General features: G+C 43.4%; 15 protein-coding genes, 1 other RNA gene and 1 other annotated feature. Of the genes, 8 read left to right on the top strand and 8 right to left on the bottom strand.

What is annotated here, in order from left to right:
• The first annotated feature begins 20 nt into the window (after positions 1–20).
• Both dnaK and H6G69_RS21610 read left to right on the top strand, forming a co-directional pair.
• A complete protein-coding gene (dnaK, locus tag H6G69_RS21615) occupies positions 21–2,111 on the top strand; it encodes a molecular chaperone DnaK (RefSeq protein WP_190691175.1) in 2,091 nt (696 codons plus the stop codon).
• A gap of 238 nt (positions 2,112–2,349) precedes the next feature.
• A complete protein-coding gene (locus H6G69_RS21610) occupies positions 2,350–3,345 on the top strand; it encodes a DnaJ C-terminal domain-containing protein (protein ID WP_190691174.1) in 996 nt (331 codons plus the stop codon).
• A 301-nt stretch (positions 3,346–3,646) separates the two neighbouring features.
• Here the strand turns inward: H6G69_RS21610 and trxA are convergent, their stop codons facing one another.
• Positions 3,647–3,964 carry a thioredoxin gene (gene trxA / locus H6G69_RS21605; protein ID WP_190691173.1) on the bottom strand — a complete coding sequence of 106 codons (318 nt, stop codon included), beginning with the start codon at positions 3,962–3,964 and terminating at the stop codon, positions 3,647–3,649.
• A gap of 193 nt (positions 3,965–4,157) precedes the next feature.
• Here trxA and fabG point away from each other — a divergent pair, with 193 nt between their 5' ends.
• Positions 4,158–4,922: a 3-oxoacyl-[acyl-carrier-protein] reductase gene (fabG, locus tag H6G69_RS21600; protein WP_190691172.1), complete on the top strand. Its 765-nt coding sequence runs from the start codon at positions 4,158–4,160 to the stop codon at positions 4,920–4,922.
• A gap of 7 nt (positions 4,923–4,929) precedes the next feature.
• Here fabG and H6G69_RS21595 read toward each other — a convergent pair whose 3' ends face one another.
• Positions 4,930–6,012, bottom strand: a complete 1,083-nt coding sequence (locus tag H6G69_RS21595) for an MraY family glycosyltransferase (RefSeq protein WP_190691171.1) — start codon at positions 6,010–6,012, stop codon at positions 4,930–4,932.
• A gap of 159 nt (positions 6,013–6,171) precedes the next feature.
• Between H6G69_RS21595 and groL the strand changes: the two genes are divergently transcribed.
• The 5 genes from groL to rnc all read left to right on the top strand — a co-directional run bounded on the left by groL (position 6,172) and on the right by rnc (position 11,276).
• On the top strand, positions 6,172–7,830 hold the full coding sequence (gene groL / locus H6G69_RS21590; protein ID WP_190691170.1) for a chaperonin GroEL: 1,659 nt from the start codon (positions 6,172–6,174) through the stop codon (positions 7,828–7,830).
• Between the two features lie 290 nt (positions 7,831–8,120).
• Positions 8,121–9,263 (top strand): magnesium/cobalt transporter CorA, encoded by a 1,143-nt coding sequence (gene corA, locus H6G69_RS21585; RefSeq protein WP_190691169.1) that lies wholly within the window; start codon positions 8,121–8,123, stop codon positions 9,261–9,263.
• A gap of 38 nt (positions 9,264–9,301) precedes the next feature.
• Positions 9,302–10,006, top strand: a complete 705-nt coding sequence (locus tag H6G69_RS21580) for a hypothetical protein (protein ID WP_190691200.1) — start codon at positions 9,302–9,304, stop codon at positions 10,004–10,006.
• A 48-nt stretch (positions 10,007–10,054) separates the two neighbouring features.
• Positions 10,055–10,489, top strand: an RNA gene (gene rnpB, locus H6G69_RS21575) — RNase P RNA component class A.
• 67 nt (positions 10,490–10,556) lie between these two features.
• A complete protein-coding gene (gene rnc, locus H6G69_RS21570; protein ID WP_190691168.1) occupies positions 10,557–11,276 on the top strand; it encodes a ribonuclease III in 720 nt (239 codons plus the stop codon).
• 87 nt (positions 11,277–11,363) lie between these two features.
• Here the strand turns inward: rnc and rplL are convergent, their stop codons facing one another.
• The 6 genes from rplL to secE all read right to left on the bottom strand — a co-directional run bounded on the left by rplL (position 11,364) and on the right by secE (position 14,913).
• Positions 11,364–11,747, bottom strand: a complete 384-nt coding sequence (rplL, locus tag H6G69_RS21565; RefSeq protein ID WP_190691167.1) for a 50S ribosomal protein L7/L12 — start codon at positions 11,745–11,747, stop codon at positions 11,364–11,366.
• 173 nt (positions 11,748–11,920) lie between these two features.
• Positions 11,921–12,460: a 50S ribosomal protein L10 gene (gene rplJ, locus H6G69_RS21560; RefSeq protein ID WP_190691166.1), complete on the bottom strand. Its 540-nt coding sequence runs from the start codon at positions 12,458–12,460 to the stop codon at positions 11,921–11,923.
• Positions 12,461–12,522: 62 nt separating this feature from the next.
• Positions 12,523–12,688: a sequence feature (ribosomal protein L10 leader region), on the bottom strand.
• Positions 12,689–12,752: 64 nt separating this feature from the next.
• On the bottom strand, positions 12,753–13,469 hold the full coding sequence (rplA, locus tag H6G69_RS21555; RefSeq protein ID WP_190691165.1) for a 50S ribosomal protein L1: 717 nt from the start codon (positions 13,467–13,469) through the stop codon (positions 12,753–12,755).
• Between the two features lie 158 nt (positions 13,470–13,627).
• Positions 13,628–14,053 carry a 50S ribosomal protein L11 gene (gene rplK, locus H6G69_RS21550; protein WP_190589092.1) on the bottom strand — a complete coding sequence of 142 codons (426 nt, stop codon included), beginning with the start codon at positions 14,051–14,053 and terminating at the stop codon, positions 13,628–13,630.
• Between the two features lie 6 nt (positions 14,054–14,059).
• Entirely contained in the window at positions 14,060–14,692 is a 633-nt protein-coding gene (gene nusG, locus H6G69_RS21545) for a transcription termination/antitermination protein NusG (RefSeq protein ID WP_190691164.1), read from the bottom strand.
• Complete coding sequence (gene secE / locus H6G69_RS21540) at positions 14,692–14,913, bottom strand: preprotein translocase subunit SecE (RefSeq protein WP_062290310.1); 222 nt, start codon at positions 14,911–14,913, stop codon at positions 14,692–14,694. Before secE ends, nusG begins: the two co-directional genes overlap by 1 nt.
• Positions 14,914–15,047: the final 134 nt, after the last annotated feature.

Genomic DNA, 15,047 nt, shown 5'->3' with positions numbered 1-15,047 from the left:
CACTAGGAGAAGAGTAACGCATGGGCAAGGTAGTCGGCATCGACTTGGGTACAACCAACTCAGTAGTCGCCGTGATGGAGGGTGGCAAGCCGGTGGTGATTGCCAATGCAGAAGGAATGCGAACAACACCCTCCGTAGTTGGCTTCAGCAAAGATGGCGAACGTGTAGTTGGGCAAATGGCCAGGCGGCAAACCGTCCTCAATCCACAAAATACTTTTTTTGCCGTTAAACGCTTTATTGGGCGCAAGTATGGGGAATTAAGTCCAGATTCCAAGCGCGTACCCTACACTATCCGCAAAGACGAAATCGGTAATATTAAAATTGCCTGTCCCCGACTGACTAAAGATTTTGCCCCCGAAGAAATTTCGGCAATGGTACTCAAGAAATTAGCTGATGATGCCAGCCGTTATTTAGGGGAACCAGTTACAGGCGCAGTATTGACAGTTCCCGCTTATTTCAACGATTCTCAAAGGCAAGCCACCCGCGATGCTGGCAGAATTGCCGGCTTGGAAGTGTTGCGAATTCTCAATGAACCCACCGCCGCATCGTTAGCTTACGGCTTGGATAGAGGTGAGACAGAAACCATCTTAGTCTTTGACTTGGGTGGTGGTACTTTTGATGTGTCGATTTTAGAAGTTGGGGATGGTGTGTTTGAAGTCAAAGCCACCAGTGGTGATACTCAACTGGGTGGGAATGACTTTGATAAAAAGATAGTTGATTGGTTAGCAGAACAGTTTTTAGAGACAGAAGGTGTAGATTTAAGACGCGATCGCCAAGCTTTGCAAAGGTTAATGGAAGCAGCAGAAAAGGCTAAAATTGAACTGTCGGCTGTGAGCATCACTGATATTAATTTACCTTTCATCACTGCCACAGAAGACGGGCCAAAACATATCGAAACTCGCCTGACTCGTTCTCAATTTGAAGCTTTGTGCGGTGACTTAATCAGTCGTGTACGCACACCAGTTAAACGGGCCTTGAAAGATGCAGGCTTAAGGCCAGAAGATATTGAAGAAGTCGTCTTAGTCGGTGGTTCAACGCGGATACCGATGGTAAAACAGTTAGTCCGCGACTTAATTGGGATTGAACCTAACGAGAATGTTAACCCCGATGAAGTTGTCGCCGTTGGTGCAGCCATTCAAGCCAGCATCCTCGCTGGAGAACTTAAGGATGTACTGCTATTAGATGTCACACCGCTATCTTTAGGTTTAGAAACTATCGGCGGCGTGATGAAAAAACTCATTCCCCGCAACACTACTATCCCAGTTCGCCGTTCTGATATTTTCTCCACCTCGGAAAATAACCAAAACACCGTGGAAATTCACGTAGTCCAAGGCGAACGAGAAATGGCCGCAGATAACAAATCCTTGGGACGATTCAAGCTATACGGCATCCCCCCAGCACCCAGAGGAATTCCCCAAATTCAAGTATCCTTTGATATCGATGCTAACGGGATTTTACAGGTATCTGCCTTAGATAGAACTACAGGCAGAGAACAAAGCATCACCATCCAAGGTGCTTCCACCTTAAGCGAGTCGGAAATCAATCGGATGATTCAAGACGCGCAAAAATATGCTGATGTTGACCGCGAACGCAAAGAAAGAGTCGAAAAGCGCACCCGTTCCGAAGCATTGATTTTGCAAGCAGAACGACAACTGCGAGAAGTAGCCCTAGAATTTGGAATGCAATTTGCCCGGAGTCGTCGTCAACGCATCGATAATATTTGCCGAGAACTGAAGGAAAGTTTACAAGAAAACGATGATCGCGGGATCGATCAAGCCTACGCTGACTTACAAGATGCCCTGTATGAACTAAATCGAGAAGTCCGGCAGTATTATGCTGAAGACGAAGATGATGATTTGTTCGGCACTATCAAAGAAATCTTCACGGGAGGCGGCGATAAAGATAGAGATAGAGAACCAGACTACTACCGTGATTCTTACCGCGATCGCGATTCTTATGGTAAAGATTTCGGTAGAGATAATGGCAGAGACTACGGCAATAGAGACTATGGCAGAGAAAGCCGTTCTTCATCCTACGACAGCCGACCATCTCGCCGCCCATCTCGACCCAGCTACCAAGATAATTGGGATGATGACGATGATTGGTTGTAGTACTCCCTACTTCCCTTAGGTCATAATGTTGATTCAAAATGCGGATTTGATCATTGGTAATAGGTAAATAAGTAAATGGGAAATTATCGCCGTCGAAGTATAGGTTAGGACATTGAAAAAGTATGAATGCCAGACATAGTAAGACTTTTACCTCCTGCCTTCTGCTGCTTTATCTTCCCTGCACTTGTTAAGTATGATCAACATCTAAAATCTAAAATCTAAATTTAAATAACTGACTATGCAAAATTTGCAGAATTTCCGCGATTATTACGAAATTTTGGGAGTAGCGAAAGATGCCTCTAACGAAGAAATTAAAAAGAATTATCGGCGATTAGCCAGACAGTATCATCCTGACCTAAATCCAGGCAATAAAGCAGCCGAAGAAAAATTTAAAGATATTGGCGAAGCTTACGAAATTCTTTCCGACGCTGCCAAAAGAGCGCAATACGACCAGTTTAGCCGCTATTGGAAGCAAAAAGGCTTTGCAGGCAAACAAACCCCAAAAACAAAAGGCTGGGCAGAAAAACCAGGCGATCGCAGCAACGGCAATCAAAATGTTGACCCCAGCCAATTTGCCAATTTTGAAGACTTTATCAATCAAGTCGTGGGGATTGGTAGTCGCCAAACCAATAGAAATGGCAACACGTCCACCAAAACCGATCCGTTTCGTTCGCCTAACAGCAGAGTGGAATATGCAATTCCCAAAAATCCACCAAAACCTGCCCGTCGGGATATTGAAGCGCGCTTAACTTTACCATTAGAAAAAGCCTATCAAGGTGGTAATGAGCGGATTCGTTTAGAAGATGGGCGATCGCTAGAAGTGACAATGCCTCCTGCAATGGTCACAGGGCAAAGTATCCGCCTACGCAACCAAGGCATCGGCGGCGGCGACTTGTACCTCAAAATCACCGTTGAACCCCATCCCTTATTTAAACTAGAAGGCGCAAATATCTCTTGCCAAGTACCTGTCACCCCCAGTGAAGCAGTATTAGGTGGTTCTGTCGAAGCACCCACCCTTGACGGCCCTGTAAAAATGACCATTCCCCCCGGAGTCAGGTCTGGTCAAAGATTCCGCTTGGCAAATAAAGGTTATCCTACAGAAAACGGCAAACGTGGCGATCAATTAGTCGAAATTCAAATACTTACGCCAAAAACTATTAGTCCCGAAGAAAAGGAACTATACGAAAAAATCCGGCAAATTGAAACCTTTAAACCCCGTGCTGATTTACTGTAGTAGAAGGCAGTCTTGATGAAACAAGTTTCATCACCAAGTATGAAAGTGAGACTGGTATTTTTACTCAGCACTCAGCACTCAGCACTTTCAAGTCAGGAGGCAGGAAAGAATATTTTTAAATATCAATATTCTCCAGAGTTATTATGTTTCCCTGCTAAAAGTAATCCAAAACTAATAGAGACGTAACAATGTACGTCTCTATGATTTACAGCAGATTCTCAGTAAGTAAATTACAAAACGCAAGTTTTAAAACCAGACATCAAGAGTTGATAACTCCTGCCTTCTGCCTCAAAAAATATACCTAAATTAAACCTTGGAGATGTTGCACTAGCTGTTGTGCTTGTAGCACACCCTCAATTTTATCTACAGGCTTACCCTCTTTAAATAACATCAGTGTCGGTAAAGCTTCAATACGATATTGGCTTGCCAATTGCGTATATTTTTCGGTGTCAATTTTGACAATACGCAAACGGTCTTTTAATTGAGCATTAACCTGATCTAAAATCGTTGCCATCATCTTGCATGGGCCACACCAATCAGCATAAAAATCTACTAATACAGGTACATCCGAACCAGCAAGCATCTCTTCAAAGCTGTTGAAATGTTTCTTAGTTGCCATAAGGCACACACCGAATTTATTTATATGGATTAATCTCAATATTAATGTGTGCTTTTGGGAATGGATGTAACATTATTTTGTTTTTATAGTCAAGGGTCAACTGAAGTATGAAGTGTGAAGTATGAAGTATGAAATGTTCTTCTTTCACCATAAGATAATTAGCGCGGTGATTTAATAGCGGAAGGAATAGTTCATGGAAGTTTTGCCTGAAAACTTGCAAACTCTACAAAATAAAGTAGCAATTATCACAGGTGCATCGAGGGGAATAGGAAGAGCGATCGCCCTGGAGTTGGCGAAATATGGGGCGAGTGTCGTTGTGAATTATGCGAGTTCCAGTACAGCAGCCGATGAAGTGGTTGCCGAAATTACAGCAGCCGGAGGACAAGCTGTGGCACTCCAAGCTGATGTTTCTCAAGTTGACCAAGTAGAAAAATTAATTCATGCCACCACAGAAAAATTTGGTCGCGTCGATATTTTAGTCAATAATGCAGGTATTACCCGTGATACTCTACTTTTACGGATGAAACCAGAAGAATGGCAAGCCGTAATTGACCTGAATTTGACGGGCGTTTTCTTATGTACCCGTGCTGTGAGTAAACTGATGCTCAAGCAGCGTTCTGGACGGATTATTAATATTAGCTCCGTTGCCGGACAAATGGGCAACCCTGGACAAGCAAATTATAGTGCTGCCAAAGCTGGAGTGATTGGCTTTACTAAAACCGTCGCCAAAGAATTAGCGACGCGTGGGATCAATGTTAACGCCGTCGCCCCTGGTTTTATTAGCACTGATATGACCAGCAATCTCAGCAACACCGAAGAAATTTTGAAATTTATCCCCCTCGGCCGCTATGGCCAACCTGAAGAAGTCGCTGGTATGGTGCGCTTTCTCGCTGCCGATCCTGCCGCAGCTTACATCACTGGGCAAGTTTTTAATGTCGATGGCGGGATGGTGATGTAATTCGTAATTACGGTTTATTCAATCTTCTTTGCCAAACAGTAAAGCCCAAAAGCAAGATAATGCTGCTAGCTGTGGCAACTATCACCGCTAAGGGCATCCCGCGAATTGTCATTGCTAGTAAATTACCCATCAAGGTAATTGTCCACAGCGTGACGGCTGCATGACTCTGAGAGAACCCCCAAGCCAATAAACGGTGGTGTAGGTGATCCTTCCCAGGCGTACTGAGGGGGTTTTTTCCTGCCAATAGTCGCCGTAAAAACACTTGGGTTGTGTCTAAAACGGGTAAAAGCAAAAATAAAACAGTCGGGACTAAAGAGAAAACCGTAGTTACTTGCAGGTCGCCTAAAATACTCGTGGCTGCTAGAACATAACCAAAAAAGTATGCTCCAGCGTCACCCATAATAATTCGTGATGGGTGGAAGTTGTGGCGTAAAAAGCCCAACGCCCCACCACCCAAGGCGGCTAAAACCAAGGTAGCAGCTGCCTTATTGGGAAATTGGGCGGAAACTGCTAACAAACTCATCGCGGTAATAAAACTGATCCCGCCTGCTAATCCATCCATTCCATCCATCAAATTGACGGCGTTGGTAATGCCTACAACCCACAGGACGGTAATCAACGTTGATAAGAGTGGGTCAATGGGTGTGCCAATCGCCACTTGAATACTGATACCATTAGCTACCAACAACAAAGCCGTGATAATCTGCGTCCACAGGCGCACCGAGGGGGGTAAACCAAACTGATCGTCAATAAAGCCGACCAAAACTAGGATTGAGCCTCCTAGGAGAATGGTTAGCACCTGGGCCAAAATATTCTGTAATTCAATCGGTCGTAACAAACAAGCTACAACGATCGCGGCTATGACACCAGCATAAATCGCCAAACCTCCCGCATTCGGTAAAGGTTCACGATTTAACCGTCGTGCATTTGGCTGATCTGCCCAACCTACCCGCAAGGCAAACTTGCGTACAGTGGGAATCAAACGCCATGTTACTAGCCAAGCTAAAACAAATGTAAATACTACTGCCAACCAGCCGAAGCCGCGTGGGTCGGCAATGCCTATAGCCCTAAGGGAGTTGTCTAAATTCATCTCCCAATTCAACCATTACTGCCTGTATCCTACATGAGCATCTAGTGTATATTAATCAATTTTTTAAATTTCCATTTATAATCTGAACCAGCTTTGGTTATTAGCACTCCTAGCCTGTGAGTGCTAAATTGTCTAATGGAAGTGCTAGAAAAGTGAATCATGGCAAAAATTATTTCCTTTGATGAAGAATCACGGCGGGCGCTAGAACGAGGTGTCAACGCCCTGGCTGATGCGGTAAAAATTACCTTAGGGCCAAAAGGTCGTAACGTTCTTTTAGAAAAGAAATTTGGGACACCCCAAATTGTCAACGATGGTATCACTGTCGCCAAGGAAATCGAATTAGAAGATCCTTTAGAAAACACTGGCGCGAGACTCATCCAAGAAGTAGCATCCAAAACAAAAGATATTGCTGGGGATGGAACTACAACCGCTACAGTTTTAGCACAGGCTTTAATTAAAGAAGGTCTGAAAAACGTCGCGGCTGGTACTAACCCCATTAGCTTAAAGCGCGGGATTGATAAAACTATCGATGCACTGGTAGAAGAAATTGCCAGAGTTGCCAAACCAGTAGAAGGAGCTGCGATCGCACAGGTCGCCACAGTTTCGGCTGGTAACGATGAAGAAGTCGGCGCAATGCTGGCAGAAGCAATGGAGAAAGTCACCAAAGATGGTGTCATCACTGTTGAAGAATCCAAATCTTTAACAACTGAACTAGAAGTAGTTGAGGGGATGCAAATCGATCGAGGTTATATTTCTCCTTACTTCATCACCAATAACGAACGGCAAACCGTCGAATTTGACAACGCCCGGATTCTGATTACCGATAAAAAAATCAACAGCATCCAAGAACTAGTGCCAGTACTGGAAAAAGTTGCCCGTTTAGGACAACCCCTGTTGATTATTGCGGAAGATGTCGAAGGTGACGCTTTAGCAACATTGGTAGTTAACAAAGCCCGTGGTGTGCTGACTGTGGCTGCTATCAAAGCACCTGGATTTGGTGAACGCCGCAAAGCGATGTTACAAGATATTGCCATCCTCACCGATGGTCAGTTAATTTCTGAAGAAATCGGTCTTAGCCTAGATACCGCTTCTTTGGAAATGCTGGGAACTGCGCGTAAAATCACCATCGACAAAGAAAACACCACAATTGTCGCTGGTAGCACCACCAAGCCAGAAATTCAAAAGCGGATTGGTCAAATTCGCAAGCAGTTAGAAGAAACTGATTCTGAATACGACAAAGAAAAACTGCAAGAACGCATTGCTAAGTTAGCTGGCGGTGTCGCAGTGATTAAAGTCGGTGCAGCTACAGAAACCGAACTGAAAGACCGCAAACTGCGAATTGAAGATGCACTCAACGCGACTAAAGCAGCCGTAGAAGAAGGGATTGTGCCTGGTGGTGGTACAACCTTAATTCACTTGTCTACCAAAGTCGACGAGATTAAGAACAGCCTCAACGATGAAGAAAAAATTGGCGCAGACATTATCAAACGCGCTTTAGAAGCCCCTCTACGTCAAATTGCTGACAATGCTGGCGATGAAGGTTCTGTCATCGTTTCTAAAGTCAAAGAAACGGAATTTAACATCGGTTATAACGCCGCTACCGGAGAATTCCAAGACTTGATTGCAGCTGGGATTATTGACCCTGCAAAAGTAGTGCGTTCTGCCTTGCAAAATGCCGCTTCGATCGCGGGGATGGTTTTGACTACAGAAGCGATCGTTGTGGAAAAACCTGAGAAAAAACCTGCTGCTGCGCCTGATATGGGCGGTATGGGCGGTATGGGTGGTATGGGCGGTATGGGCGGTATGGGCATGATGTAATGCCAACAGAGGCTAGAGAAAAGAGATTTTTGTGCGATCGCTGTGTAATTTATTGCATAGGTTTCTAGCTGGAAAATACTAGCCCCTAGCCTCTAATCTCTTTAATTTCGCCTTCCCATATAAATAACTTTATCTTTTTCCACAGTTTGCCTTGCCAAGGCAAGCTGTTTTTTTATACACTTGCTGATTTATTAGCAATCCAGCTATACAATTTGGCGTAACACTCTTTGAGGAAAGTAATCCGGCAATCTGTACAAATGACCCAACCTATGACTAATGACAACTAACAAATGATTAGCAAAATTCGCCGTCTTGCCAAAAAAGTTTCTAAGCCCAGCTTTAAAGACTTTTATCATGAGCCAGGAACTATCCCTGGGACACTCTTTATTGATGAAGATGCAGAAGCTCCGGTAATTGTTTTGTTTGATTACAACCAGACAAACTTTATTCGTAAACAAATAGCTAATCCTGAAGAGTGTTTGAACTATTTAGATACAGAATCTGTGTCTTGGGTAGATGTTCAAGGCTTAGGAAATAAAGATATATTACAGCGTTTAGGTAAAACCTTTGAATTACATCCTCTAGTTTTAGAAGATGTAGTTAACATGGCAGAGCGTCCTAAAATAGAAGATTATGAAGACCAATTACTCATAATTGCTCGCATGGTAGTCCCGAAAGAAGATACTTGCGGATTTTATAGCGAGCAAGTCAGTTTTGTCTTAGGTAAACATTATTTATTAACAGTACAAGAAGAACCAGAACATGACTGTTTTGAAAGCGTAAGGATGCGCATAGATAAAGGTAAAGGTATCATTCGCAAACAGGGAGCAGATTATTTAGCCTATGCTTTGTTAGATGCAATTATCGATGGCTTTTTTCCTGTCTTAGAACTTTATGGTGAACGCATTGAGGAATTAGAAGAAGAAGTAATTCTTCATCCTACCCCACAAACATTACAACAAATTTATCAAGTGAGGCGAGAGCTATTACAATTACGTCGGTCTATCTGGCCCCAAAGAGATGCTATTAATGCGTTGATTCGAGATGGGAGTGAATTAATTAGTGAAGAAGTTCGTATCTATTTGCGAGATTGCTATGACCATACAGTGCAAGTCATGGATATGGTAGAAACTTACCGCGAATTAGCATCAGGATTGATGGATGTATATTTGTCATCTGTGAGTAACAAAATGAATGAAATTATGAAGTTGCTCACAGTGGTTTCTGCCATTTTTATTCCGCTAACTTTTGTTGCCGGGATATACGGAATGAACTTCAATACAGAAAAATCTCCATTGAATATGCCGGAATTAAATTGGTATTGGGGTTATCCTGCTTGCTTGGCTTTGATGGCAACGATCGCAGTTAGTTTACTCATCCTATTTCAGCGCAGAGGATGGCTAGCAAATTTTTCTAGTATTAAGCAAAAGTAAAATATCTAAACTTATTCAAGGAGCGAATATTTCCTATGATGAGAGGAAGTAACGACCAAAATTTGGTAGTGTTGACGCTTTATATTATCGGTGTATCTTATACCTTCAATCGGATGATTGAATCCATTGATGATAAAGTCAAATATGAATTTAAAGGAGCCAAATTCACTGAAGATTCCACAGAACAAAATCTGCAAGACCAAATAGGAATTTCTTTTAAACTGAATTCTTCTTACTCCTTAGATGATGTCAAAGAATTACAAGTAACTATTGAAAATAAATCAGATAATTTGGCTGTATATGTCGATTGGGAAAACTGTACATTAGAGTACAATAAACAGTCCCGGCGTGTAATTCGACTTTCACCATCTTTAACCCGTGACTTAGCAATACCACAAACTCCTACCTTAGTGACACCTAAAAAAAGTATTACCGAAAAGGTGACAGCCGAAGATGTCTTGGAGTTTGATGCAACAGCAGGCACATATTCAGCGAAAAAGCCTATAGTCAACATCGGTGGATTAAAAAATGGTGGCCCACCGCAAAAGAAACTTTACAACGATTTTATGAATCGGGGCAAAGAGTTGGAGTTTTCATTACAGCTAGTGTTAAGAGTATCGGATTTTCGGGTCGGCATAGCTCCCGGTGTCAACATTCCACCCACGCATCTCATCGATTGCCCATTCATAATCAAGAAATTACCTTGGACTTACGCTTTACCGTGGAATAAAAAGAAGAAATAACTTAAATCAGACACATTATGCCATCCAAGATTACACTGGAACTAGGGAGAGAGTAGGCGTAGGCGGTTGCAGAACTGTAATTTTGCCAGTTTTGAGGAAAGTCCGGGCCCCCGAAAGACCAAACTTGCTGGATAACGTCCAGTGCGAGCAATCGTGAGGATAGTGCCACAGAAAGATACCGCCATCTTCAGTGAACAGTGAACAGTTATCAGTAAACAATAACAACCTGATAACTGATAACTGATAACTGAAAATGGTAAGGGTGCAAAGGTGCGGTAAGAGCGCACCAGCAGCATCGAGAGGTGCTGGCTCGGTAAACCCCGGTTGGGAGCAAGGCCAGAGGAACTATGGTTGGTCTTTTACCAGTTCCGTTCATGAGAGCCGCTAGAGGCGTTTGGTAACAAGCGTCCCAGATAGATAACCGCCATCATGTAAAATTTTTTACATAGATAACAGAACCCGGCTTACTACCAACTCTCTCTCCTTTTTGATCATGAATTATTTGTTTTGTGTTCTTTTTTAATGACTATTGACTCTTGACCATTGACTAATGACTCTTGTTTATCCCCGTCGTCAGAGACAACTCGAAAGCTTAGTAAGAAAGTTAGGTTTGCCGCTAGATGCGCCCATTAAGTGGCAACTTTTAGATTTAGCGTTGACTCACGCTACAGTATCGGAGTCAGCCAATTATGAACAACTGGAGTTTGTCGGTGATGCGGTAGTGCGCTTGGCGGCGGCGGTTGTATTGTGGGAAAAATATCCAGATTGCCAAGTTGGGGATTTTGCTGCAATTCGTTCGGTATTAGTGAGCGATCGCATTCTCGCTCAATTAGCTAGAGAATATGGTTTAGAGTTATATCTATTAGTTGCTGGCAGTGCCACTAGTGATAAAGTCGGTCAAGAATCACGCCTAGCAGATGCTTTTGAAGCTGTTTTGGGTGCGCTTTACCTCAGCACCAATAATTTAGAACTCATTCGCCCTTGGCTAGATCCCCACTTTCAGCAACTTGCAGCAGAAATTCGTCTCGATCCTGCAAGACTCAACTACAAAGCTGCTTTGCAAGAATGGACTCAAGCCCAATTTAAAGTTTTACCAGAGTACCGAGTTGAAGAAATTAATCAACCCAACCGCAACCAAGAGCGATTTATGGCTGAGGTATGGTTACACGACAAAAAACTTGGCGAAGGTAAAGGACGCTCTATCAAAGCCGCAGAACAAGCCGCAGCCAAAGTAGCTTTTTTAGCAGTTGCTAATTTAGAAAAAACTTGAGTGGTAAGTATAGTTTTTCAGATTAATGTAATACAAAAAAAGAGCCTGGATGAGGCTCCTTAATTCACAACTAAAATGAAATTGTAATTACTTAATGGTAACTTTACCGCCAGCTTCTTCAATCCGTTTCTTAGCATCTTCAGCTGCTTCTTTAGCAATTGCTTCTTTAATTGGCTTAGGAGCAGCTTCTACCAAGTCTTTCGCTTCTTTCAAGCCTAGACCAGTCAATTCCCGGACAATCTTCAGTACGGCAATCTTCTTATCAGCAGGAACAGATTCTAGAATTACGTCGAACTCGGTTTTTTCTTCAACAGGTTCAGCAGCAGCCGCAGCAGGAGCAGCAACAGCTACACCAACGGGAGCAGCAGCACTTACGCCAAAAGCTTCTTCAATTTGCTTAACTAATTCAGCAGCTTCTAGCAAGGTCAAGGATTTCAACTGTTCTAAAATGTTATCGGTTGTAGCAGACATTGATGTAACTCCGTAATGTTTGATTAGTTATGGGTGATTTGTCATTTGTCATTCGTCATTACCACTGACTATTGACTCTTGACTAAAGAAGTCTAAAGAATGAAAAACTCAGTAAATAAACCATTTTTTTGATATTTGGCTTATTTCACACTTCATACTTCATACTTCATACTTTATTCAGCCGCGCTTCCTTGTTCTTGTTCAGCCACAGCTTGCAAAGCACGAGCCAAGCCACCAGGAACTTCGTTGATACCCACAGCAATTTTGGTAGCCAGTGCGTTGATAGCTCCAGCAATTTGACCCATGAGTTGTTCTTTGGATGGCAAGTCTCCTAAAGCCTTGACATCAGAGTCTTTCAGCAGACGGCCTTCCATAACACCGCCACGCATTTCGGTTTTTTTGGTGGCTTTTTGGAAGTCTTGGTAAGCCTTAATTGCTGAGGAGAAATCTTCTTTGACTAATAAAAAGGCGGAAGAACCTTTGAGCAACTCAGATAGTGGTTGCCATTTTTCGTCTTCTTGAATGGCAATACCCATTAAGGTATTTTTTGTTACCTTACAAGTAGTACCAGTCGGACGCAGCCGCCTCCGTAAATCTGTGATTTCGGCAACTGTTAGCCCTTGGTATTCAATTACCAGTGCTAAAGTTGACTCACTCAAAGATTGTTTGAGGTCAGCTACTATTTCTTGTTTGTTTTCTAACGTTCTACCCATCTTGTTTCACCTCCAAGGGCAAAATCAGCGATTTCCCTGCTTGTGTGTTGTAGTTCTGAACAACCAAAAACAATAAACCCCAGTTTTTTTAACCGGGGTTCGCAGCAAAACTCTTGACGCTGTAGCGCCTACACCTTTTGGGTAGTACTTCAGGTAATGAGAGTTTTTACCTCGGCAGGACATTAAGCTATTCGCACCTGCTGTCTCCGGTTTGAACTATTTAGTTTTTGGGGAAGTGGCGAGTTGGGAGTAGGCTTTTGCTCTCCTACTCCCTCAACCCTATTCCCATTTCTTATGCAGCTTCAGTCAGTTTTAAATCCCGTAAAGCTGTGATGTCAACTTTAATTGCAGGCCCCATAGTAGCAGACACATAGAAGCTGCGCCAATAGCGGCCTTTTGCGCCTGAAGGACGGTTACGGTCAATTGTTTCTTGCAACGCCTTCAAGTTTACTAACAAATCTTCTGGGGAGAAACCTGCCTTACCAAACATAACATGAACAATACCTGTACGGTCAGCCCGGAATTCTAATTTACCAGCTTTGAATTCGGCGATCGCACTTGCAATGTCAAATGTGACTGTACCACCTTTGGGTGATGGCATCAAACCACGAGGGCCTAGTAATTTACCTAGTTTCGCTACCTGTGGCATGACATCTGGCGTAGCAATTAGTTTATCGAAATCCATCATGCCTTTTTGGATTTCGTCAATCAATTCTTCCGAACCAACAATATCAGCACCAGCGTTAGTTGCTTCTGTGACTTTTTCACCTCTGGCGATAACTGCTACCCGGACAATTTGTCCTGTACCTTTGGGTAGTGCTACCGTTGTCCGCAATTGTTGGTCTGTATATTTCGGGTCAATTCCCAACCGGATATGTGCTTCGGCAGCTTCGGGGAATTTAGCTGTTGCTGTTTCTTTTAGTAGTGCTAAAGCGTCTAGGGGTGCGTATTCCCTGTCCTCTATTTTTGCTTGCAGTTCCCGCAAGCGACGCGATACTTTTTTTGTCATTTTTTTCTCCTGGGGTCATTGGCGAAGCTGGGCTTCTCCCCCGATAGTTTTTTAAGTGCTGAGTGCTGTTAGCAGTAGCGGGGCGTTGAGCAGCGTGCTGAGTGCTGAGTGCGAAGTTATATTCTTTCCTTCTGACCCCTGCCTCCTGCCTGCTTGTACTATTCAGTAATGGTAACGCCCATGTTTTTAGCGGTTCCGGCCACAATGTTCATTGCCGCGTCTATGTCGTTGGCGTTGAGGTCTGGTAATTTGGTTTGGGCAATTTCTCGCAATTGCGCTTTGGTAATTGAACCGACTTTCTTTTTGTTGGGTTCATTGGAACCTCTTTCGATTTTCGCGGCTTTGCGAATCAATACTGATGCTGGTGGGGTTTTGAGTACAAATGTAAAACTCCGGTCTTCATAAACGGAGATTTCTACTGGGATAACCATACCAGCTTGGTCGGCTGTTTTGGCGTTGTACTCTTTGCAGAACATCATGATGTTCACACCATGTTGACCCAATGCCGGGCCAACTGGTGGTGCTGGGTTGGCTTTTCCAGCATTCAGGGCCAATTTAATGACCGCTACTACTTTTTTCGCCATTTGTATTTAGCTCTGTTTTTCTACCTGATTGAATTCCAATTCAACGGGTGTATCTCGGCCAAAAATCGAGAGCAAGGCTTTAAGTTTGCTACGCTCTGGACTGACTTCAATCACCTCGCCTTCAAAGTCCTTAAATGGGCCAGAAAGCACGATAATTTTATCACCTGTAGCCATGTCAATTTTGACGACTGGCTCTTGTTCGGTGGTTTGCTTGAATATCCGCTCTACTTCTGAGTAACTCAGAGGTACTGGTTTAACGTGACCACGACCTTTGGCACTGCCACGTTTTTGTTCTGCGCCTACGAAGTTGATCACATGAGAGGTGTTACGAACTACCTGCCATGTATCATCATTCATCACCATTCTGACTAGCACATAACCAGGAAAAACTTTTTCTTCTGTATGCTGGCGACTGCCATCTTTCCGAATTTTGACTGCTGGCGTATGTGGAATTTCGACTTGAATGATTTTGTCGGCAACGTCAAAGGTTTGGATGCGTTGTTCCAAGTTTGTTTTGACGCGTTTTTCACAGCCGGAGGCTACTTGCACTGCATACCACCGCGCTTCTTTGAGCGCTGCTTCTGCTGTTTCCTCTGACTGCAAATTTGAGTTAAGTGGGTCGTCTGTTGCAAAAGTCATCAGAACACCTGTTTTGCTGCCCAAGCAAACAATCCATCCACCAAATAAATCAGAGATGCGGAGAGAGTCACCATTAACAACACGGCTGCTGATTCGCTCACTAGCTGTCTGCGACTTGGCCAAACTACTTTTTCAAGTTCTTCTTTTGTACCTTGAAAAAAGTTTTGGATGTTTAGACCGCCAGTGTTTTCTGGCATTTCAGCTTCATTTTTTTTAGCCACTGTTTATCCCCCCGTTTCTTGTACAGCTATATCCTGTTGAGTGTAACCTCAGGTTTACAGCTTTGATTCCAGCCTGCTGACTTGCAGCAAAAATTCTCTAATGTATAAAACAAGTATACCCGAAATCATCAGCA

It is taken from the genome of Nostoc sp. FACHB-110 (genome assembly GCF_014697425.1).
GTDB lineage: Bacteria > Cyanobacteriota > Cyanobacteriia > Cyanobacteriales > Nostocaceae > Nostoc_B.
Note: the sequence above shows the minus strand (reverse complement) of the source record. Positions and strands in the feature narration are given on the sequence as shown.